This is a genomic window from Micromonospora sp. DT68 (assembly GCF_049847245.1).
Lineage (GTDB): Bacteria > Actinomycetota > Actinomycetes > Mycobacteriales > Micromonosporaceae > Micromonospora > Micromonospora profundi.
Genome location: NZ_JBNCNZ010000004.1, coordinates 247,787 through 268,111 on the forward strand (window position 1 = coordinate 247,787; position 20,325 = coordinate 268,111).

General features: G+C 71.9%; 20 protein-coding genes. 11 read left to right on the forward strand and 9 right to left on the reverse strand.

The features are described from left to right. Positions 1 to 12 precede the first annotated feature (12 nt). The 8 genes from ACPXB1_RS09695 (at position 13) to ACPXB1_RS09730 (ending at position 5,999) form a co-directional block, all read left to right on the forward strand. Positions 13 to 1,023: an ABC transporter ATP-binding protein gene (locus ACPXB1_RS09695; RefSeq protein ID WP_355589842.1), complete on the forward strand. Its 1,011-nt coding sequence runs from the start codon at positions 13 to 15 to the stop codon at positions 1,021 to 1,023. After that, positions 1,020 to 2,036, forward strand: coding sequence for an ABC transporter permease subunit (locus ACPXB1_RS09700; RefSeq protein WP_355589839.1), 1,017 nt, complete (start codon positions 1,020 to 1,022; stop codon positions 2,034 to 2,036). The genes ACPXB1_RS09695 and ACPXB1_RS09700 overlap by 4 nt, the downstream gene beginning before the upstream one ends. Positions 2,037 to 2,157: 121 nt before the next feature. Beyond that, complete coding sequence (locus ACPXB1_RS09705; protein ID WP_355589836.1) at positions 2,158 to 2,583, forward strand: DUF3263 domain-containing protein; 426 nt, start codon at positions 2,158 to 2,160, stop codon at positions 2,581 to 2,583. A 187-nt stretch (positions 2,584 to 2,770) separates the two neighbouring features. Beyond that, the gene (locus ACPXB1_RS09710) at positions 2,771 to 3,415 is read left to right on the forward strand and encodes a hypothetical protein (RefSeq protein WP_355589833.1); all 645 of its coding nucleotides are present in this window, start codon (positions 2,771 to 2,773) and stop codon (positions 3,413 to 3,415) included. Continuing rightward, positions 3,412 to 3,807: a phage holin family protein gene (locus ACPXB1_RS09715; protein WP_355589830.1), complete on the forward strand. Its 396-nt coding sequence runs from the start codon at positions 3,412 to 3,414 to the stop codon at positions 3,805 to 3,807. The genes ACPXB1_RS09710 and ACPXB1_RS09715 overlap by 4 nt, the downstream gene beginning before the upstream one ends. Positions 3,808 to 3,830: 23 nt before the next feature. After that, complete coding sequence (locus ACPXB1_RS09720; protein WP_355589827.1) at positions 3,831 to 4,484, forward strand: DUF3618 domain-containing protein; 654 nt, start codon at positions 3,831 to 3,833, stop codon at positions 4,482 to 4,484. Then, the gene (locus ACPXB1_RS09725; protein ID WP_355589824.1) at positions 4,453 to 5,349 is read left to right on the forward strand and encodes a hypothetical protein; all 897 of its coding nucleotides are present in this window, start codon (positions 4,453 to 4,455) and stop codon (positions 5,347 to 5,349) included. Before ACPXB1_RS09720 ends, ACPXB1_RS09725 begins: the two co-directional genes overlap by 32 nt. A gap of 140 nt (positions 5,350 to 5,489) precedes the next feature. After that, entirely contained in the window at positions 5,490 to 5,999 is a 510-nt protein-coding gene (locus ACPXB1_RS09730; RefSeq protein WP_306273322.1) for a GNAT family N-acetyltransferase, read from the forward strand. A gap of 51 nt (positions 6,000 to 6,050) precedes the next feature. Here ACPXB1_RS09730 and ACPXB1_RS09735 read toward each other — a convergent pair whose 3' ends face one another. Genes ACPXB1_RS09735 through ACPXB1_RS09765 form a run of 7 tightly spaced genes read right to left on the reverse strand, consistent with a single transcriptional unit; the run spans position 6,051 to position 14,434 of the window. Beyond that, a complete protein-coding gene (locus ACPXB1_RS09735; RefSeq protein ID WP_355589821.1) occupies positions 6,051 to 8,288 on the reverse strand; it encodes an AAA family ATPase in 2,238 nt (745 codons plus the stop codon). Positions 8,289 to 8,324: 36 nt separating this feature from the next. Further along, positions 8,325 to 8,858 (reverse strand): hypothetical protein, encoded by a 534-nt coding sequence (locus ACPXB1_RS09740; RefSeq protein WP_355589819.1) that lies wholly within the window; start codon positions 8,856 to 8,858, stop codon positions 8,325 to 8,327. Positions 8,859 to 8,896: 38 nt separating this feature from the next. Then, the gene (locus ACPXB1_RS09745) at positions 8,897 to 9,661 is read right to left on the reverse strand and encodes a GTP-binding protein (RefSeq protein WP_355589816.1); all 765 of its coding nucleotides are present in this window, start codon (positions 9,659 to 9,661) and stop codon (positions 8,897 to 8,899) included. Continuing rightward, complete coding sequence (locus tag ACPXB1_RS09750) at positions 9,639 to 10,112, reverse strand: DUF742 domain-containing protein (RefSeq protein ID WP_355589813.1); 474 nt, start codon at positions 10,110 to 10,112, stop codon at positions 9,639 to 9,641. The genes ACPXB1_RS09745 and ACPXB1_RS09750 overlap by 23 nt, the downstream gene beginning before the upstream one ends. Beyond that, positions 10,109 to 10,582, reverse strand: a complete 474-nt coding sequence (locus tag ACPXB1_RS09755) for a roadblock/LC7 domain-containing protein (protein WP_053654358.1) — start codon at positions 10,580 to 10,582, stop codon at positions 10,109 to 10,111. Before ACPXB1_RS09755 ends, ACPXB1_RS09750 begins: the two co-directional genes overlap by 4 nt. Beyond that, positions 10,579 to 13,254 (reverse strand): nitrate- and nitrite sensing domain-containing protein, encoded by a 2,676-nt coding sequence (locus ACPXB1_RS09760; protein WP_425735083.1) that lies wholly within the window; start codon positions 13,252 to 13,254, stop codon positions 10,579 to 10,581. The genes ACPXB1_RS09755 and ACPXB1_RS09760 overlap by 4 nt, the downstream gene beginning before the upstream one ends. Then, positions 13,241 to 14,434, reverse strand: a complete 1,194-nt coding sequence (locus ACPXB1_RS09765; protein WP_053654353.1) for a hypothetical protein — start codon at positions 14,432 to 14,434, stop codon at positions 13,241 to 13,243. Before ACPXB1_RS09765 ends, ACPXB1_RS09760 begins: the two co-directional genes overlap by 14 nt. 373 nt (positions 14,435 to 14,807) lie before the next feature. On the opposite strand from ACPXB1_RS09765, the gene ACPXB1_RS09770 reads away from it, so the two are divergent. The 3 genes from ACPXB1_RS09770 to ACPXB1_RS09780 all read left to right on the forward strand — a co-directional run bounded on the left by ACPXB1_RS09770 (position 14,808) and on the right by ACPXB1_RS09780 (position 18,835). Beyond that, positions 14,808 to 17,672 (forward strand): alpha/beta fold hydrolase, encoded by a 2,865-nt coding sequence (locus tag ACPXB1_RS09770; RefSeq protein ID WP_425735084.1) that lies wholly within the window; start codon positions 14,808 to 14,810, stop codon positions 17,670 to 17,672. After that, positions 17,672 to 18,568, forward strand: a complete 897-nt coding sequence (locus tag ACPXB1_RS09775) for an ABC transporter permease (RefSeq protein ID WP_355589800.1) — start codon at positions 17,672 to 17,674, stop codon at positions 18,566 to 18,568. The genes ACPXB1_RS09770 and ACPXB1_RS09775 overlap by 1 nt, the downstream gene beginning before the upstream one ends. A gap of 99 nt (positions 18,569 to 18,667) precedes the next feature. Beyond that, complete coding sequence (locus ACPXB1_RS09780; protein WP_425735085.1) at positions 18,668 to 18,835, forward strand: hypothetical protein; 168 nt, start codon at positions 18,668 to 18,670, stop codon at positions 18,833 to 18,835. Between the two features lie 208 nt (positions 18,836 to 19,043). Here the strand turns inward: ACPXB1_RS09780 and ACPXB1_RS09785 are convergent, their stop codons facing one another. Further along, a complete protein-coding gene (locus tag ACPXB1_RS09785; RefSeq protein WP_425735086.1) occupies positions 19,044 to 19,844 on the reverse strand; it encodes a hypothetical protein in 801 nt (266 codons plus the stop codon). A gap of 5 nt (positions 19,845 to 19,849) precedes the next feature. After that, positions 19,850 to 20,302 carry a hypothetical protein gene (locus ACPXB1_RS09790; protein WP_425735087.1) on the reverse strand — a complete coding sequence of 151 codons (453 nt, stop codon included), beginning with the start codon at positions 20,300 to 20,302 and terminating at the stop codon, positions 19,850 to 19,852. Positions 20,303 to 20,325: the final 23 nt, after the last annotated feature.

Genomic DNA, 20,325 nt, shown 5'->3' on the forward strand with positions numbered 1-20,325 from the left:
GGGAGGTGCAGCTTGCCAGCTGTCCTGGAGATCGAAGGTCTACGTAAGACGTACAAGAGTCGTCGACGAGGCACCCGCAACGCGCTCGACGGCTTCGACATGCGGGTCGAGGCAGGGCAGGTGCACGGCTTCCTCGGCCCCAACGGGTCCGGGAAGACGACTACCCTGCGCACACTGCTCGGCCTGATCCGGCCCGACGGTGGCCGGATGGCGTTGCTCGGTCACGAGGTGCCCCACGCGCTGTCCACAGTCGCCAGCCAGGTCGGGGCGATCGTCGAGAGCCCGCAGTTCTTCCCGCACTTCACGGCCCGCGACACGCTGTCCCTGCTGGCCGGCGCGGGCGAGGTGCCCGCCGTCCGCGTGGACGAGGCACTTGAGCTGGTCGGGCTGCGCGACCGGGCCGGCGAGCGGGTCAAGACGTACTCGCTTGGAATGAAGCAGCGGCTCGCCGTCGCATCCGCCCTGCTGAAGGACCCGAAGCTGCTCATCCTCGACGAGCCGGCGAACGGCCTCGACCCGGGCGGCATCCGCGAGATGCGCACGCTGATGCGGACACTCGCCGAACACGGCATGACAGTGGTGCTGTCCAGCCACATCCTCGGCGAGATCCAGCTGATCTGCGACTCGGTCACCATCATCTCGCTCGGTCGGAGGGTCGCCTTCGGGCCTGTCGACGAGGTGCTCGCGCAGCACTCGTCCGGGGGAGTCCGGGTCCGGCTGGAGGCGGTGAGCGACCTGCCGGCGGCCAACGACGCGCTCACCCGGGCCGGCGTCCGGGTCACCGCACACCCGGACCACCTGATGCTGGCCGGCGTCGACAAGCCGGCAACCGTCACACGTCTGCTCGCCGAGCAGCACCTATACGTCAGCGAGCTGGCTCCGATCGCGGTCGACCTGGAGAGCGTCTTCCTGGAACTCACCGCCACCGCGCCGGTCCCCGGTCAGAACCGGCAGGTCGACCAGTCCACAAAGGTCGGTGGGACGGGCCAGCCCGGCGCCGCCGCAGGAGGGTGGGGCGCGTGAGCCTCTATCGTACGGAGCTGCGCCGGCTCGCCAAGCGGCGCTTCACCCGCTACATGTCGCTGCTCGGCCTGCTGGTGCTGGCCGCAGTGGTGGTCGGTGTCTTCTTCACCAACCAGAAGATCGACGCCGCTCAGCTCGCCAAGGCCGAGCGTCAGGCCGACCAGCAGCACCAGGAGCAGGTGCGCTGGAGCGAGCAGGAGCGTGTCGAGTGCGAGCGGGCCAAGGCGGCCGGCACACCGAACGACGGCCGCTACCCCGCCGACTGCTCGATGATCACGGCGCCGAGCCGCGACCAGATCGAGGCGAAGTGGTTCCTGCCTTCGACCTTCAACTTCCGCGAGACGTTCGACGAGACGCTGGTTCCGTTCGCGGCGATCCTCGCGCTTGTCGGGTTCGTGATCGGCGCGTCCTTCATCGGCGCCGAGTGGAGCACCGGCGGCATGATGAACCTGCTGCTCTGGAGACCGAAGCGGCTCACCGTACTGCTCACCAAGCTGGCCGCGCTGCTCACCGGCGTCCTGGCGGTGACGCTGCCCGCCGCGGTGCTCTGGTTCGCCGGGTTCTGGGCGGTAGCGACATTCCGCGGCAGCACCGAGAAGATGACCTCCGGAGCCTGGCAGTCGTTCGCCCTGACCGGGTTGCGCGGCGTGGCCCTGGTGCTGGTCATCACCACCATCGGATTCGCGCTCGCCTCGCTCGGCCGGCACACGGCGATGGCCCTCGGTGGTGTCGTCGCGCTCATGGTGGTCGGCCAGTTCGGGTTGGGCATCCTGCTGTCGATGGCGAGCGTACGGTTCGCCGAGGCGTGGCTGCTGCCCACGTACGCGTTGGCGTGGATGACCAAGAAGATCACCCTGGAGGACTGGAACTCCTGCAACGCGAACTACTACGGCGAGTGCAACCCGGCCACCATGGACATCACCTGGCAGCAGTCGTCTGTGCTGTTCTCGGTCGGCGTCGTGGTGATCCTCGGCGCGGCGCTCTGGGCGATGCGGCGGCGCGACATCTCCTGACCGGCGTCAGCCCGACAGGCGACGACAGCGGCGCGGCCGGTCCGGCCGTCGGTCATCCGACGAGCGGGGCCGGCCGTGCCGGCTGCTGCGACCTTGGTCGTCCCTGGTTAGGCTGAACGTCATGCCCGCCGACGCCTCCCCGGCCGCCCCCGAGCCGTCCATCGACGCTCGTCCGGGCGACACGACCGGCGTCGGCTCGCCGAGCGTTCCGACGCCCCGGCCGGCGCCACAGGTCGAGAGCACCGACGACGCCGGGCTGGACGACGACATTGGGCTGGACGACGAGCTTGCGGCCGAACCGGCCGAACCGGCCGCTGCGGGACTGACCGCGCGGGAGCTGGCGATCCTCGCCTTCGAGCAGCAGTGGTGGCGGCACGCCGGTGCCAAGGAGCAGGCCGTCCGGGACACGTTCGGGCTCTCCTCGACGCGCTACTACCAGCTGCTCAACGGGCTGTTGGACAATCCGGCCGCGCTCGCGGCCGACCCCGTGCTGATCGGCCGGCTCCGCCGGCTGCGCTCGTCACGCGCCCGTAACCGCCGCCGCTGAGCGGAAATCCGTCCTCCGCGCGCCCCGAAGCGGCCGTCGCGCCCGTACCGACAATGCCCTGTTGAGTACGGCGTCCCCGGTGCCCGGTCCGCCGCAGTCGGCCAAAGCATGTCGCCAGGCCCGACGGGTAGGCACCGGGGACACCGAGCCGCTGCTCAGCGGCTGCGGTCCGACGGGGGGAGGGATCATGACGGGTGCCAACCCGAGCCGGCCATCGCAAGGTGCGACCGGCAGGGCCCAACAGGCACGGCAGGAGGCGTCCCAGGTCGGGCACCAGGCTGCCCAGGCCAGCGGCCAGGTTGCCCACACCGCCGCCGTGCAGGGTGGGCAGGTGGCCGCCGAGGCGCGTCAACAGGCCCGGCACCTGACCGGAGAAGCCACCGACCAGCTTCGGGAGCAGGCCCGGTCGCAGCAGCAGCGGGCCGTCGACGGTCTACGCGACCTGGGACAAGGGTTCCACTCCATGGCCGAACGGGACGGCGACTCCGGGCTGGCCGGGCAGGCGGTCCGGCGGGCAGCCGACGCCGCCGAACGCGCCGCCGGTTGGCTCGACGGACGGGAGCCCGGTGAGGTGCTTGACGACGTGCGGACGTACGCCCGCCAGCATCCCGGCACCTTTCTCGCTGGCGCGGCGGTGGCCGGGCTGCTGGTCGGACGGCTGACCCGAAGCCTGACCGGCGGTGGCGGCGGCGTGGCGATGTCCAGCGGGCCACCACCACAGGGCGAGGCAGCCGGCGCGCGACCGCAGCCGTACAGCGGGATGGCTCGGGCGCAGAACGTCTCGCCGCCTGGCCAGCCGGAACGGGACGTGCCGGGTGGGGTGGCACCGTGAGCGCCCCGGAGAAGGAGCGAACCCAGGCGTCCGTCGGCGACCTGATGGGTGACGTGACCAGGGACCTCTCCACGCTGGTGCGCAAGGAGATCGAACTGGCCAAGGCCGAACTCCGCGAGGAGGCCACCCAGGCCGGCAAGGCGGGAGGCATGTTCGGCGGGGCGGGGCTGGCCGGGTTCCTGGCCGTGCTGTTCGTGTCGTACGCCGTCTGGTGGGGTCTGTCCAACACGATGGACGAGGGCTGGGCCGCGCTGATCGTCGCGATCATCTGGGGAGTCATCGCTGGTGGCCTCTTCGTCAACGCGCGGAACCAGGCGCGCCAGTTGCGTGCCGTGCTGCCACGGACGAAGCAGAGCGCGCAGGAGATGCCGGACGCCCTGCGGGGCCGGTGACCACGTCGCGAGGGGAGCAGGTCATGTCGAATGATCCGGATCGGATCCGGCGGGAGATCGAGACGACCCGCAACGAGTTGAGCAACGATATCGACGCGTTGACCGACAAGATGAACCCGCGTCGGATCGCCGGTGACCGCGTGGGCGAGGCGCGTGGCGCGTTCACCCGAGCGAAGGAGAAGGTGATGGGCAGCACGAGCCACAACCGTCAGCAGTCCAGCGAACGGATGTCGCACATGGCCAATTCGGTGCGCGACGAGGCCCGGTCGTTGGGGCACCAGTCGCAGGGTGCGGTCTACTCGGCACGCAACGAGGCGCGGTCACTCGGGCGGCAGTCCCGTGAGCAGGCGCAGGGAAATCCACTCGCGGCAGGTCTGGTCGCCTTCGGAGTCGGGCTGCTGGCCGCGTCCCTGGTCCCGCCGAGCGGGCGGGAGCGGCAGTTGGCCGGACGGGCCCGCGACATGGTGAGCGAACACTCCGATCAGCTGCGCGACCAGGCGAGCCAGGTCGGCCACCAGGTCCGGGACAACCTGCGGGAGCCGGCGCAGCAGGCGGCACAGTCGGTGCGGTCCACCGCCGAGCAGGGGATGTCCGAGGTCTGGGAGCAGGGCCGGTCCGCCGCCGGGAAGGTGCAGGGGCAGACGCATGCGGCCGTCGACGACCTCCGGCACCGGTGACCCGGTCGGCCGGGCGGGGACCGCGCCGATGATGCGGGTCCGCACCGCGTCCGCGCCGGCCCCCGGCCGCGAGGTCAACGAGGATCTTGCGTTCCAGGTCGGCCCGCTTGTCGGCGTCCTGGACGGCGCGACAGTGCCGGACGGCTTCGACACCGGATGCGTGCACGGGCCGGAGTGGTACGTCCGGCACCTGGCCGCCCGGATCGCGGTGGCCGAGGCGGTACGCCCGGCCGCCCGGCTGACGAGCAACCTGGCCGCCGCCATCCTCGCCGTCCGCGCCGACCACGGCGGGCAGTGCGACCTCGACCACCCTGGTACGCCGTCCAGCACCGTGTGCCTGCTGCGGGACCGTGGTGACCAGGTGGACTACCTGGTGCTCTGCGACAGCCCGCTTGTGCTCGACGAAGGCGGTCACATCAGGGTGGTGACCGACGACCGGCTGGAGGTGGCGATGACCGAGCTGCGGCAGATGGTCGCGACCGTACCGGCCGGGCCGGCGGACCCGGTCACCCGGTTCCGGCACGCGGTGGGCGTCCAGCGGGAGCGGATGAACCGTACCCACGGCTACTGGGTCGCGGCGGCCGACCCGGATGCTGCGTTCCACGCGGTGACCGGGACGGTGCCCCGGCGCGGCCCGGGGGCGCTGCGCCGGGCGGCGCTGCTCAGCGACGGCGCGTCCAGCGCGGTCGAGCAGTTCGGGTTGACCGACTGGCCGGGGTTGCTGGACGAGTTGAGCGCCGACGGGCCGGCGGCGCTCATCGACCGGGTCCGGGCCGCCGAGCGCGACCACGCCGACCGGCTACGCCGGCACAAGGCGACCGACGACGCCTCGGTGGTGTTCTGCGAGTTCGAGTCCGCCGTCTGAATCCCTGTCACCTCGAAGGGCGGCAACGGAGCGTGAGGAGGAACACCCCGAGCGCCCGACCGGCCGGTACCGGTGACCGGACCGCCAGTGCAAGGCCAATGGGGTGGACTTCAGCCGATGGGAACGGCAGACTGCGGCACGTGCCAGGTGCGGTCCGGCTGGAGCCGGTGGACGAGCGGAACCTTGAGTCGTTGCTCTCAGTAGCGGCTGCTGAAGCCGAACCCGATGACGTGATGCCCCCGGTCGAGGCGCCCGCCGGCTGGTCGCTCGCCCGTCGGGAAGCGTTCCGCAACTACCACCGGGGAAGCTTCGGCGGTCTGGACGGCCCGACCGGCTCGCAGATGTACGCCGTCACCGTCGGCGGCGAGGTGCTGGGCATGATCAGGATGACTCGCTGTGACGAGCCGGGCACGGTGGAGGCCGGGATGTGGCTCGGCAGGTCCGCGCGCGGGCAGGGGATCGGCGCCGCCGCCCTGCGCGGGCTGCTCATCGCCGCGGCCGGGGCCGGCATGCGAAATGTGGTGGCCGAGACGACCCCTGACAACGCCGGCGCGATAGCGGTCCTTCAGAAGTGCGGTGCGACGCTGCGCGAGGCCGGCGGCAAGGTGCACGCCGAGATCTGCCTCGACTCTACGCCGCCCGCGCGCTGAAGCTCTACGTCGTCCGCGCCCTGAAGCTCGTCTGACCGGTCGCCGAGCCGGTCAGCCCCGCTCGGCGGCGTACTTGGCGAGCCATTCCACCTGAGCCGGGTCCAGCGACGGGCGGACCCGTTCCCGCGCGATGGCCACGTGCGCGGCGGTGACTGTGGCGGCGGCAAGCGACTCCCGCATCGCCGCGAGCGCCGCCTCCCGGACCAGCGCCGCGCAGTCTGCCGCCGAGAAGCCGGTCAATTCCTCGCCGAGGGAGGCCAGGTCGACGTCCGGTGCCAGCGGTACGTGTCGGGACGCGGCCCGCAGGATCTCCGCGCGGGCCTCCGCGTCCGGTGGCGGCACGTAGACAAGCCGCCCCAACCGGCCCGGCCGCAGCAGCGCCGGGTCGACCAGGTCCGGCCGGTTCGTCGCGCCGATGACCACCACGTTGCGCAGGGTCTCCACCCCGTCCAGTTCGGTGAGCAGGGCGGCGACCACCCGATCGGTCGTGCCCCCGTCGGTGGCCTGCCCGCGTACCGGTGCCAGCGCGTCCATCTCGTCCAGGAAGATCAGCGTCGGCGCCGCCTCCCGGGCACGGCGGAACAGCTCACGTACGGCCCGTTCGCTCTCACCCACCCACTTGGAGAGCAGTTCCGCGCCCTTGACCGACAGCACGTTCGCCCGCCCCGATCCGGCCAGAGCCGTCACCAGGTACGTCTTGCCGCAGCCGGGCGGGCCGTAGAGCAGCACACCGCGGGGCGGCTGCACGCCGAGCCGGGCGAAGGTGTCCGGGTAGGTGAGCGGCCAGAGCACCGACTCGGTCAACGTCTGCTTGACCTCGTCGAGCCCACCCACGTCGTCGAGCGTCACCGAGGCCAACTCCAGGGTCGACGCGGCCATCGTCGTGGGCCGTACCACCTCCAGGGCGGCGGTGAAGTCGGCCATCGACACGGTAGGAGTCTGGGCGGACTTCTGCCGCAGCGCGGCGCGTACCCCGGCCTCCCGGACCAGCGCGGCCAGGTCCGCCGCGACGAACCCGGGGGTACGCCCGGCCACCTCGTCGAGCCGGACGTCGTCGGCGAGCGGCACCTGCCGGGTCAGGACGCCGAGCTGCTCGCGGCGCAGGGCGGGGTCGGGAAGCGGGATGCTGATCCGCAGCGACAGCAGGTCGGGTGCGCGCAGCGCCGGGTCGACAGCCTCCGGTCGGCTTGTGGTGCAGACCACTGCGACGCCGGCCCGGACGCTCTCCGCGAGCACCTGCCGGAACACAGTGGCCAGCGGGCCGGGTTCGTCCGCCGGGGCCAGCGCCTCCAGGTCGGTGACGAGCAGCACCGCCGGCCCGTCGGCGCGGGCAGCCGTCGCCACGGACCGCAGCCGGTCGGCGGCGGCCTGGTTGCTCAGCGCTGCCACCTCGGGCGCCCACAGCGGGTGTACGCGCGCACCGACCTTTGCCGCGACGGCCCGGACCAGCGCCGACTTGCCGGAGCCGGCCGGCCCGCCGAGCAGCACACCGAGCGAGATCGTGGTGCCCAACCGGCCCAGCACCTCCCGATGGTGGAAGCCGAGATCCAGGAGTTCGGTCAGCTCCTCGGCCTGGGCTCGCAGCCCCGGCAACTCGTCGACGTCGGGCGCGTCGTCCACGTCGTCCGTCTCCGGCGCGAGGGTGGCGTCACGCCGGGCGGCCGGGCTGGCGTCGGCCGGAGCGGAGGAACGGCCGGCGGTCGGGCCGTGGGTGGCCCGGCCGTACTCCCAGCCGACCTGCGTGTCCATGGTGACCAGCGACCCGGCGGACGGCTCGACGGCGACAACGGTGAGCAGGGTGCTGGTCCAGGCGAACCCGATCGTTGTGGACAGGCTGCGGCGGGCCGCCTCGACCAGGCTGCGCACCGAGGCGTCCGGCAGCACGTCCTGCGGCAGCAGCGACACGTCGTCGCCGACCGTGAGCACCTTGCCCAACAGGGCCAGCCGGAGCATCTCCGGACTGACCGCCGCGACCACCTCCACAGGCCCGGCCAGTGTGACCCGGCCCGCCGGGGTCAACGGCAGCGGCGACACCCGCACCTGACCGCCGTCGCGCAGCCCGAGGTTGCCGAGCGTCAGGTCATCGGCGTACAGCAGGGCACTGCTCGCGCCCGCGTCGGCCGCCGCGACGATCCCGGCGGTCTCCCGGCGGCCGGCCAGCCGGACCGGGTCACCGGGGCGTAACCCCAGCGCGGTCAGCGCCTCCGGGTGCAGCCGTACGATGCCCCGTCGGGCGTCCAGCGCCGCGGGCCGCAGGCTCGCGATCAGAGTCAGGTCGGGTTGCGCCACCGCCCGACCGTAGCCGCCGTCGGCCAGCCGTGGCGATCAGCGCCCCGGATCCACCTCGTCCAGCAGCGTCGGATCGCGCCGGATCAACTCTGCCAGGCGGGCCGCCGGGTCCGGCGTCAACCCGTGTGGGCCGGGTGTCCAGGCCGCCACCGTCCGACCGGACAGCGGCCAGGACGGTGGCGGCTCCACCGGTGCCACAGCAGGTGCCGCCGGTGCCGGACCGACAGTGACGTCTTGGCCGTCCCAGTCGACCCGCAGCGGGTACGTCCGGCCGTCGTGCTCGACGTGGACCGTCACCGCCAGCCCCGGGTGGGCGCTTACGACCTCGCGTACCGCCTCGGCCACCGCCTCGACCGGCCCCCATCCGGCGGCGTCGGCGGGTTCGTCCCGCCCAGCGTGTCGCGCGTCATGGCGGCCCGACCCGCTGGTGTCGACCCGGCCACCCGGGCCGTGCTCCGGGCCACCCGCCGGACGCGGCGTCGAGGTGTCGTCACGGTCACTGGTCCTGCGGCGCAGCGCCTCCTCGCGCCGGGCCAGCCGGGCCAGCGTCTCGCCAAGGTCGCCCCTCACCCGATCACCCCTTCCCGCCACGACCGGAGCCGGTCGGCTCAGGCCCTACCCTTCCCGGTCGCCCGGTCCAACGCGCGGTCCAGGACGACCAGCAGGGCGTCCCGCACCGAGAGCCGGTCCCGGGCGTCGAACTGCACCAGGGGCACGTGGTCACCGATGGCAAGCGCCCAGCGGATCTCACCCAACTCCAGTGCCAGTCGACCGTCGAACGCGTTGACGCCGACCACGAACGGCAACCCGGCCTGCTCGAAGAAGTCGATCGCCGGATAGCAGTCGTCCAGCCGGGCGCTGTCGACCACCACCAGCGCACCGAGCGCGCCCCGGGCCAGGTCGTCCCACATGAAGCCGAACCGCGCCTGCCCCGGCGTACCGAACAGGTAGAGCTTCAGGCTGCGGTCGATGGTCACGCAACCGAAATCCATCGCCACCGTGGTGGTGGTCTTGGCCGACCGGATGCCGGGGTCGTCCACGCCGATCCCCGCGCTTGTCATCTCGGCCTCGGTGGTCAACGGCGCGATCTCGGAGATCGCCCCCACTGTGGTGGTCTTACCCACCCCGAAACCGCCGGCGACGAGGATCTTCACCGGTATCGGTGGCGTCGCGGGCGGGCGGCCGGACGGCAGCGACGGCGCGGCGCTCGGCGTCGGCCGGTACGGCGGTGGCGGAGGCGCGGTCGGCGGCGGGCCGATGCGCCCGAGCATGGGATCAGTGCCCGGCGACGTGCCGTAACGGGCAGCGGCGCTGTTGCCGGCGAGACCCCCGATCGGGGCGACCGGCCATTCAGGAGATCGCACGGAGTCCATCAATCACTCGCAGGATGAGGTCGGGGTTGAAGGCGTCGTTGCCATCGGTGACATGCACGTCCAGGTGACCGGCGGCGCGCAGGTCGCCGACCAGGACACGGGTCACGCCGAATTGCAGCCGGGTCCGGGCCGACAACTCGGCCACGGAGATCGGCTCTGCGCAGAGCGCGAGGATCGCCTGAAGCTCCGGCGCCAGCAGGGCTGTCGACGTACCGGTCCACCGGCCGTCGTCGGCGCGCAGGGTCACCTGCGTCTCCAGCCCGATCGCCGGGTCCACGCTCTCCACCCGTCCCGAGGTGAGCACGAAGGGGCGTGGACCCGCCGGACGGCCGTCGTCCGGCTCCGGCGCCGCCGGCGTGCCGCCCCCACCCGGGTGCGGCGTACGCAGGTAGGGGCGGATCCGGACCCGCGGGTCCGGATCCGGATCGTCGCCGGGGACCTCCGGCGTCATTGCTGGACGGAGTTCTTCAGCTCGACGATCAGCCGCGGGGTGAGCGCCCCACCGGCCCGCCCCGCGAAGAGCGTCATCTCGTAGGCGACGGTGCCCAGGTTGGCCGATCGGTCGGCGACGACGCCGAGCACCGACCCGCTGCTGATCGCGCTGATCAGCAGGTAACCGTCGGCCATGTCGACGATCACCCGGTTCAGGCCGCCGAGCGCGTACCAACTGGCCGCCCCACCGGCGAGGCTGGTCATGCCGGAGACCACGGCGGCAAGCCGCTCGGCGTTGGACCGGTCCTTGATGGCCGACATGGCCATCAGCAGCCCGTCCGAGGAGACGGCGATCGCCTCCAGGACCCCGGCCGTGCTGGAGGTGAAGGAGTCCAGCAGCCAGTTGAAGGTGCGGGCCTCAGGGCTGAGGTCCCCCGCGGCGCCGGGCTGGCTCTGGTCGACGTTTTCGTGCAGGAAGGGGCTGGTCACCGTGATGATCCTTCTTCGTTCCGGCGGTCTGGACTGACTTCACGGAGGGCGCGGGCAACGCCCGCCTCGAACTCGGTGATGAGGTTGCGAACCTCGGCCGGGTCGCCGGGGTGCGGGCTGGTCGGCGGGCAGGGCGGGGTGACCGCGAGGTTCGCTCCGGGCACCCGCCTGTTGAGGTGTGGACGGTCCAGTGTGGTGTCTGCGGGGGCGCCGGTGCCCACTATCGGGTGGATGGGGTCGCCCGGCGTCGCGGGCAGGTCGATTGTGACGGTCTGCTCGGCTCGGCGTACGCCGGCCTGGACCGCCTCGACCAGGGCCCGGGCGGCGGTCGGGTCGGCGGCCGTGGCGTCGACCGGCCCGACCGGCGCGGCCGTGGCGCCCAGGCTGGCACCGGGTACCCGTTGCCGGACCCGGGGTCCGCTGGGGGTGCCCGACGGTTCCCGGGTCTCCGGCGCGGTGGCCGGGCGCTGTTGGCCGATGTCTACGCGCGCCGTTCCCTGGGCTGGCCGACGGGGCAGACCTGTGCTGGGGTCCGTCAGGTCGGCCGGTGCCGACGGTGCCGGTGCGTGCGCCGCGTCGACGGTGACCGGGGAGTCGCCGGGCTCCCGGGCCCCGAACGCGTCCCAGGACTCGCCGGATTCCAGGCTGCGCGTGGCCCGGCTGAGGAGGTCCGTCTCCAGGCTGGCCGGCGCGGCGGTGGCCGCCGCAACGGTGGCGGCACGGGAAGGGGCACTCGGAGCCGGGTCGACGGCGGCGGAGGGGCGTCGGCTCCGGTCCGGCACCGCGGCCCGAGCCACTGTCGCCCCGGCCCGGTCGGCACGGCGCACCACAAGCGACGCCGACGGGATGTCCAACTGGGCGGTCACCCCACCGCCCACCGTGGCGGTCAGGTGCACCGTCCAGCCGTGGCGGCGGGCCAACCGGCCCACCACGAAGAGGCCGAGTACCTCGGTCGGTGCGAGGTCGAGGCGTTCCCGCCGGGTGAGGCGTGCGTTCTCCTCGAACAGCCGCTGCTCGGTCATGCCGATGCCCCGGTCCACCACTGTGAGCCGGGCACCGACCTCGGACGGCTCACCGGCCACCAGCACCCGGGTGTGCGGCGGGGAGAACACCGTCGCGTTCTCCATCAGCTCGGCCAGCGCCAGGACGAGGTCGCCGACCACTGCCGGTGCGGCCGAGATGCCCGGCGGCACCTGCACCTCCACCCGGGTGTAGTCCTCGATCTCACCGAGCGCCAACCGCACCACGTCCGCCAGCGGCACCGGCGCGGTGTGCGGGTCGGCTCCGGCCGAACCGGAGAGCACCACCAGGCTGCCGGCGTTGCGCCGCAACCGGCTGGAGATGTGGTCGAGCCGGTACAGGTGCTCCAGGCGGCCCGGGTCGGCCTCCTGCTCCTCCAGCCGGTCGATCAGGGCGATCTGCCTGCCCACCAGGTTCTGGGTACGCCGCCCGACGTGACCGAACATCTGTGCCACGTTGCGCCGGCCGGCGATCTGCCGCTCGACCAGCTGCGCCGCCGTGTTCTGCACCCGGTCGAAGGCCCGGGCCAGGTCGCCGATCTCGTCGTTGGCCCGAATGTCGACAGGTTCCAGACGTACCGACTGTGCGCTCTCCGCCTCGTCGTCGGTGACCCGGATCAGCTCCGCCTCCGCGGTCCTTGCGACCCGGTCGGCGGAGCGGGTGAGGCGGGTCAGTGGCCGGGCCACGGTCCGCGCGACAGCCGCGCTCAGCAGCACCACCAGCGCAATGATCAGCACTGCGGCACCACCGACCAGGTGCGCGGCGGTCAGTGCCCGCCGTCGCTCGGCGGTGACCTCGGCGACCACGTCGGCGACAAGCTTCTTCTCGACGAACTGTCCGAGTCGGATCATCGAGCGGACGGACGGGAAGAGCGCGTCGAGCGGCACGTCGCGGACGGCGCCGGCCGGGTCCCGGGCGCTGGTGACCAGGAAGTCGGGGCTGGTACGCGCGGCGACAGCCGAGTCCAGGAGTTGGGCGACCTTGAGCTGATCGGGTGTGATCAGGCTCCGGAAGCGTCGGCTGTCCACCTGGAGGGCGGCGATGCACGCCACGTACGCGGCGCTGGCCTGCGGTGCGCCTGTCGCCTTGACCACCAGGCTCAGGGTGGCGCAGGCGCCCAGACCCTCGTCGGCGCGCAGCAGCCCGTCGAGGGCGAGCACCTGGCGGCCGGTGAGCGTGTCGGTGTCCACGCCGAAGTTCAGCCGGAGCGACTCGATGAGCCCGGTGTTGACAGGGCCGAACCCCTCCATCACCTGGATCGGGTTCGCGGTGCCGGTCAGCACTGCCGAGCGTAGATCGATGAGGCTGGACACCGCGTCGAGGGCGTGCTCGACCCGGTCGGTCAGCTTCGTGTCGGCTCCGGATCGCAGGTCGGCGACCCGGTCGTCCACATCTGCGGACTTCCGGATCAGTTCGGAGCGGTCGACCCGGCGGAGCAGGAAGCCGATCGAGAGGACGCGTTCCTGCTGAAGGTCCTGAAGGAGACTGCCGACCTGGCTGGCGAGCCGTACGCGGTCGGTGATCTCGCCGGCGCGTTGCGCGGCGGCAACCCGGTCGAGCACCACGGGAACGGCGAGGCCGACCAGGCTGAGCAGGGGGATCACCACGAGCAGCGCGAGCTTGCCGCGGATCCGGAGCCTACCGAGAAGCATCGAAGGGCCCCCACTGCGCGATCTCCGTGTGCTGGGTCGCGCCGACGGGTTGCAGCGTTCGCTGGTCGGCGGGTCTGCCCGTGCCACCCGGCGGCTGCCAGGGATCACCCGTCGTCAGGTCGCCCGAGCTGTCCACGTCAGTGGTCGGCGTGGCCGCGCGTCGGTGGGCCCGGCGGGCGGCCGCGATCAGCAGTGTGGCGAGCCAGCCCAGCAGCAGCACGGCGACGGCTGCGGCACCGACTGTGATCCAGCGGTCCCGGTCCAGCCCGTCGAGCCGTTCTACGAGCAGGGCGTCGAGTTCGGCGAGGACGACCGGCTGAAGTTGCCGGGCGGCGTTGCGCGAGTTGAGCGCGGCGGCGGCCAGTTGACCGGGATCCACCGCGCCGGTGCCGGCGGCCGGGGTCGAGTACGCGGCAAGCGCCTCCACCGACCGCTGGTAGGCGTCAAGTGGGGTCAGCACGTTCGCGCCCAGGTCGGTGCTCTCCGAGCTGTCCACCGCCGATCGCAGGTTGTCCACCACGCCGTTGGCGGGGGCGAGGGCGGATACCCGCACGCTGGTCAGTTCGATGAGGCCGCGGGTCCGTTCGGCGGCGGGCCGGCGGCTGACGAGCGTGCCCAGGTCGGCGAGCCGGCCGGCGCCCACCATCGCCTCGGGCAGTTCCTGGCCGACGCTGTCCTGGAGGAAGTACGAGTCGGCGCCGGGATCACGGACCAGCCCGGAGCTCTCCCGGACCTTGTCGTGCAGGTCGAGCAGCAGGTCGGTGACCTCGCCGTACGCGGTGTAGGCGGATTCCGGGTCGGCGGGGCGGCGGTCGCGCAGCGCTTCCAGTTTGGCCCGGAGCCCGGCCCAGCGTTCCTGGCTGCGCAGTTCGACGCCGATGCGGGCGTCCAGCGTGGCGGCCTGCTCGACGGCGCGGGTCAGCGGCTCACCGGGGACGGGCCGGCCGCTGACGGCGGCCGACTGGGCCTCCACAAGGGCTTCGGTGATCGGGGCGAGGGCGCGCAGGTACTCCACGCCCAGCCGTGCCCGGGAGGCCTGGTCCCGATTCTCGCCGGTGTGTTGCCAGCTCTGGGTGAGCAGCAAGCCCACCGGGGCCAGGAGCGCGGCGATGAGCAGCAGCGGCAGCATTCGGCCCAGCGTGGACGTCCGTCGACGGGCCCGCGGCGCGGGAACTGTCATGGTGTGTCTCCTCCGGCGTCGGGCGGGGGTCGACGCGGTTTCGGGTTCATCGATGAGTCCCGTCCGCCGGACCGGAAAACTAACCGAAGCCGTCGAGGTGGGGTCGCTGGCGCAGAGTCAGGTTTGCGTCAGTTCGAGCGATGTCACCATTCGTCCGGGTTGTAGACACGCTGCGTGGCATTGGTGGGTGTGACATGGAGGGATCGAGGTGGATTTCCGACGAAGATCGGAATTCACGGAATGCGAACTCAACTCACTGGCCAGCGCTGGACGTTGCGCGGTCGCACCCGTCTCGATCACCGATCGGAGTAACCGAACGGACGTACGGCGGATCTCAGCCAGCGCTCAGGCTCGGGGCCGTACCGTGTGCCGCATGAGATCGCCGTCGCCGGCCGCGTGGTTCCGGCGTGCCCTGCCCACCCGCCGTCGCGCGATCGCCGCGACGGCGGTCGTCGTCCTGCTGGCTGCCGCCGTGACCTGGGCGGTGTGGCCGCAGGGATCGGGGGTACGCACCGAGAGCGCGATGCTCACCGTCCGCTCTGGACCGGCCGGTGACCAGCCCGTCGACCTGGACACCACCCTGTACCTGCCGGACGACGCCTCGTCCGGACGGAAGGTGCCGGCCGTGCTGCTGGCGCACGGGTTCGGCGGCACAAAAGATTCGGTGCGCTCCGACGCGGAGGAGTTCGCCGGACGCGGGTACGCGGTGCTCACCTGGACCGCGCGGGGCTTCGGCCGCAGTGGTGGTCAGATCCACCTGGACAGCCCGGACTACGAGGTACGCGACGCGCAGCGGCTGCTGGACTGGCTGGCCGACCGGCCCGAGGTGCGCACCGACGCTCCCGGCGATCCGAAGGTAGGCGTGGTCGGCGGCTCGTACGGCGGCGCGCTGGCGTTGCTGCTGGCCGCCCAGGACCGGCGGGTGGACGCGATCGTCCCCATGATCACCTGGAACGACCTGTCCCGCGCGTTCCTGCCGGAGAGCACCGGCGCGTCGCCGACCGAGGGCGTGTTCAAGAAGGGCTGGGCGGGCCTCTTCTTCGGCGGGGGCGGCAACGTGGGCAGCGGCCCGGCCGGGCTCTCCGGCACGACCGCCGCCCAGCCGGAGGGCGCACCCGCGTCGGCCGGCCCGCCCAGCCCGGGGCCGGGCAGCGGGCCGGGCACCGGTCCGGGTGGCGCACCCGCCGGAGCGGCCGACCCGGCCTGCGGCCGGTTCGCCGCCGACATCTGCGCCGCGTACCTGCGGATCGCCACCACCGGCCAGGCCGACCAGGCCGCCGTGGACCTGCTGCGCCGGTCCAGCCCGGCCGGCGTGCTGGACCGGATCACGGCACCCACCCTGCTGGTGCAGGGCGAGGCGGACACGCTCTTCCCCCTGGGCGAGGCGGACGCCAACGCCAAGGGCATCGCCGCCGCCGGCACCCCGGTGCGGGTCGCCTGGTTCACCGGCGGCCACGACGGCGGTGCCGGCCCCCGCTCGGATTCGGACCGGGTGAAGTTCCTGACCGCCCAGTGGCTCGACCACTACGTCAAGGGCGAAGGCGACGCGCCTGGTGACGACTTCACCTGGTCGCGCATCGCCGGCTTCGACGCGCTCGATCGAGGTCTGGTCGCCACCGGCTTCCGTACCACCGACTACCCGGGTCTGGACGGCGACAGCCGCCGGGAGGTCACCGTCGCCGGCCCGCCGCAGCCGATCGCGAACCCGCCGAACGGCAATCCGGCGGCCATCTCCTCGATCCCGTTCGCCGGCGGGCTCACCTCGCTGCTCGGCGGAGTGGCCGGCGACGTGCCGGGCCAGCACGCCCGGTTCGAGTCGACGCCGCTGACCGAGGCGGTCGACGTGGCGGGCGCGCCCACCGTCACCCTGCGGGCCGCGTCGCCGACCGGCGAGGCCGTGCTCTTCGTCAAGCTCTACGACGTCGACAAGGACGGCGCCGCGACCCTGTCGAACGGGCTTGTCGCGCCGGTCCGGCTCACCGGTCTGCCGGAGCAGGTGCAGGACGCCCGCCCGGTCACCGTGACGCTGCCCGGTATCGTCCACCGCGTCGAGGCCGGACACCGGCTGCGCCTTGTGGTCGCCACGTCCGACCAGGCGTACACCACGCCTGCCGAGCCCACCGTCTACACGGTGGCGGTGGACGGCGCGGTGAGCCTGCCCACGATCGACGGCGAGCCCATCCCCACCGCCGCGACCGTGTGGCGTTGGGTGCTCGCCGGCCTGCTCGCGGCCATCGCGATCGGGCTCGTCGTGGTCGTCGCAGTGGTCCGCCGCCGCCATCGCCGCCAGGACCGCTCGGTGCATCCGGAGTACGCGGACACGCCGCTCGCCGTGCGCTCCCTGCGCAAGGAGTACGCGGACGGCTTCGTGGCCGTGTCGAACGTCGACTTCGAGGTGCACCCGGGTCAGGTGGTGGGTCTGCTCGGGCCGAACGGCGCCGGTAAGACCACGACCCTGCGGGTGCTGATGGGGTTGACCCAGCCGACCGCCGGTGAGATCTACGTCTTCGGTCGGCGGCTGGTGCCCGGCTCACCGGTGCTCTCCCGCATCGGCGCGCTCGTGGAGGGGCCCGGTTTCCTGCCGCACCTGTCCGGCCTGGACAACCTGAAGGCGTACTGGCGGGCCACCGGACGGCCGTGGGAGGACGCGCACTTCGACGCGGCGTTGGAGATCGCCGGGCTGGGCGACTCGGTGCACCGGAAGATCAAGAACTACAGCCACGGTATGCGCCAGCGTCTGGCGATCGCCCAGGCCATGCTCGGCCTGCCCGAACTGCTGGTACTCGACGAACCGACAGACGGGCTCGACCCGCCGCAGATCGCCGAGATGCGCCGCGTCCTGCAGCGGTACGCCACCGACGGGCGCGCGGTGCTGGTCTCCAGCCACCTGCTGGCCGAGGTGGAGCAGACCTGCACGCACGCGGTGGTGGTGAACAAGGGTCGGATCGTGGCGTCCGGGCCGGTGGAGGAGATCGTGGGCGAGTCGCCGAGCGTGCTGTTCGACGTCAGCGACCCGGTGGCGGCGCGGGCGGTGCTGGACCAGTTGCACGGCGTTCGGGTGCTGCCGGAGAGCGACGGTCAGTTGGTGGTCGACACCAACGGCACGGCCCGCAGCGAGGTGGTGGCCGAGCTGGTACGCGCCGGCATCGGAGTGGACCGGGTGGTGCCCCGGCGGCGCCTGGAGGACGCGTTCCTCGCCCTGGTGGGCGAGAACTCTCGGGGAAGCGGTGACCGGTGATGGCTGGCTCTTCCGTCGACACGCCGTCGGGCGTCACCGATCCGGCCGGTGCGGCCCGTGGCTACCGGCCGTCGGCCACCATGCCGTTCGCGGCGGAGTTCCGCCGGCAGGCGTCGCGGCGGCGTACCCAACTGGCGCTCGGGTTCATGGTGCTGCTGCCGCTGATCATCCTGATCGCGTTCCAGTTCGACTCGGGCGGCGACGACGACAACGGCCGCAACGAGTTCTCCAGCCTGGTCGAGCTGGCCACCTCGGGCGGGCTCAACTTCACCCTGTTCTCGATCTTCGTGTCGGCGTCGTTCCTGCTGGTGGTGGTCGTCGCGCTGTTCTGCGGCGACACGGTGGCAAGTGAGGCGAGCTGGGGGAGTCTGCGCTACCTGCTGGCCATCCCGGTGCCCCGCGCCCGGCTGCTCACAGTGAAGCTTGTGGTCGCGCTCGCGTACTCGGGGCTGGCCCTGCTCCTGCTGGCCGGCACCGCCCTGCTCGCCGGCACCCTGCGCTACGGCTGGTCGCCGCTGCGCAGCACTGTCGCCGCCGAGCTGGAGCCGACCGAGGGGCTGCTCCGGCTGCTCGCCGTGCTCGGCTACCTGGCGGTCGTACTCCTGGTGGTGGCCGGGCTGGCGTTCCTGCTGTCGGTGACGACGGACGCCGCGCTCGGCGCGGTCGGCGGCGCTGTGCTGCTGTGGATCCTGTCGAGCATCCTGGACCAGATCACCGCCCTGGGGGCTCTGCGCGACTTCCTGCCCACCCACTTCAGCACCGCCTGGCTGGGGCTGCTCTCCACACCGGTGCAGACCGACGACGTGGTGCGCGGCTGCATCTCGGCGATCTGTTACGCGACGCTGTTCTGGGGGCTGGCGTTCTGGCGGTTCACCCGCAAGGACATCACGTCGTAGCGGGTTCGCGCAGACCGGGCCGGAGTAATCAAATTTGTCGCAGACCTGCGCGCCCAGTATGACGGTGGCCCTGAGATCCGAGCCGACGACGCCGAGTCGTTGATCCTCTCGACCATCGACCCCTCGCTTGACTATGCGATCAGCCAGGAGATGATCGGACGCATCCAAGCGGCGACGGTCCAGAAGGTCTTCACTGACGAGGCTCTCGCTGACGCCGAGTTGGAGGCGCTGCTCACGGAGGCAGCCCAACTCGCTTCGCGGGACTGAGGAATACCAGCGGCAGGGGCAGCCGAGCGCTGACGATCGACACCTGGGATCGGACGCAGATGCCGTAGCAAGGCACTACCGTTCAGCCGAGGACGTTCATGACGCGAGGCATGAGCGATCACTTCGGCGTTGCGAACGCCGCCGACCCTATCGAAATCCGTACCCTCAGTCAGCCCCGGAACAACCCGCAGTGACTTGGCCGGAGAGGCTACGCCCGGAGCGCAGGCTGCGGTGGGGGAACCACCTTGTCGAGCTGTCGCTCCAGGCTCAGCGGCTCGTCGAAGAACTCGACATCACTGACGGTCTGGAGCTCCGTCACGATTGCCGCCGGCCAGTCTCGCTTCGTGCCGGCCAAGGCAGCAATGCGGCGCTCCTTTGCGATCGTAGAGAGACCAAAGACGTGGTAGCAGTGCTCGGCCGCCTGATCGGGGTCACGCAAGCTGAGCGCCTGGACGTATGCCGCCTTGCCGTCGTTGGCCACCCGCACCGTCACCGAGCGGGTGCGCCCGGACCCGAGTGGGATCGGCGCGTCCCGTTGGAGGTGGCGAGTGCGACCGGCCCAAACGGTGACTCGATCGGCAACCCGATCGACGAACCGCATGCCCGCCTGCCGGGGTGCGAGCCACCGAAGCTGATCGGCCCGCAGCGATGCCTGGGCGACGGCAAGGATCAGTCGGCCCAGATCGTCGGCGGTGCCGAAGGTGGCAAGCTCACCCGGGACGGCGTTGACCCCGTTGAGGCCAGCACCGCGGGTGATTTCTGCGAACGCTTCTGCGGCGCGACCGGCGAAGAGGTTGACCCCTGCCATCGCCAATAGAGTGGCGGCCGTTGCGCGATCACTGACTCGGAACCCCGTGCCCATCGGCTCGACCAACACCCGCACGCCGTCGCCGTCGCCGTAGGCCAACGGCAGATCAACAAGCAGACCATCGCCGTACGGGTGCGCGACAGTGTTGTCATTGGCAGCCCGCAGGACCGCGCCGATCACGGTCGTAGCGTCCACGATCATCCCCCTCACGGTTCTGACCAGCCGAAGTCGGTGCCGAACGTGATGAAGCATTCCGCAGCGAACGCTTCCAGGATCGCACGATAGGTCCCGGGTGACACCCGTGGTTGCAGCGGAACGAAGGGGATGTCGTCGGGCTCGTAGGCGGCCTCCTCGCCCCCGCCGGGCTCGACCCGGTGCTTGTGGGTGCCGGCGAACGGACGGTGTGGGGTGTTGACGCACAGTCGGCGGGCTGAGAAGGCCGTACGGCCGTCACCGGCAAGGTATTGAAACTGTGGCTCGCTCGGCTTGAGGTAGTTGACCCGCACCTGTAGACGACAGGGCGCGAGGGCCTTGATCTTGGTGTCGACCCGGATAACCCCCTCGCGCGCAACGTGGTTCTTCGTCGCCCAGATGATTCCGCCGACAGTCACCGCTGCGGCGAGCGGCGACAGAAGCGCACCGAGGTTGTCCTGCGTCATCAATCGGGACGTTTGCCGACTCA

Bases quoted from the DNA above. Each gene is read 5' to 3' on its own strand.
- ACPXB1_RS09710 (WP_355589833.1), top strand. From the start codon at position 2,771: ATGACGGGTGCCAACCCGAGCCGGCCATCGCAAGGTGCGACCGGCAGG.
- ACPXB1_RS09775 (WP_355589800.1), top strand. From the start codon at position 17,672: ATGGCTGGCTCTTCCGTCGACACGCCGTCGGGCGTCACCGATCCGGCC.
- ACPXB1_RS09760 (WP_425735083.1), bottom strand. From the start codon at position 13,254: ATGCTTCTCGGTAGGCTCCGGATCCGCGGCAAGCTCGCGCTGCTCGTG.
- ACPXB1_RS09770 (WP_425735084.1), top strand. From the start codon at position 14,808: ATGAGATCGCCGTCGCCGGCCGCGTGGTTCCGGCGTGCCCTGCCCACC.
- ACPXB1_RS09765 (WP_053654353.1), bottom strand. From the start codon at position 14,434: ATGACAGTTCCCGCGCCGCGGGCCCGTCGACGGACGTCCACGCTGGGC.
- ACPXB1_RS09725 (WP_355589824.1), top strand. From the start codon at position 4,453: ATGCGGCCGTCGACGACCTCCGGCACCGGTGACCCGGTCGGCCGGGCG.
- ACPXB1_RS09790 (WP_425735087.1), bottom strand. From the start codon at position 20,302: ATGACGCAGGACAACCTCGGTGCGCTTCTGTCGCCGCTCGCCGCAGCG.
- ACPXB1_RS09705 (WP_355589836.1), top strand. From the start codon at position 2,158: ATGCCCGCCGACGCCTCCCCGGCCGCCCCCGAGCCGTCCATCGACGCT.
- ACPXB1_RS09745 (WP_355589816.1), bottom strand. From the start codon at position 9,661: ATGGACTCCGTGCGATCTCCTGAATGGCCGGTCGCCCCGATCGGGGGT.
- ACPXB1_RS09785 (WP_425735086.1), bottom strand. From the start codon at position 19,844: ATGATCGTGGACGCTACGACCGTGATCGGCGCGGTCCTGCGGGCTGCC.
- ACPXB1_RS09720 (WP_355589827.1), top strand. From the start codon at position 3,831: ATGTCGAATGATCCGGATCGGATCCGGCGGGAGATCGAGACGACCCGC.
- ACPXB1_RS09750 (WP_355589813.1), bottom strand. From the start codon at position 10,112: ATGACGCCGGAGGTCCCCGGCGACGATCCGGATCCGGACCCGCGGGTC.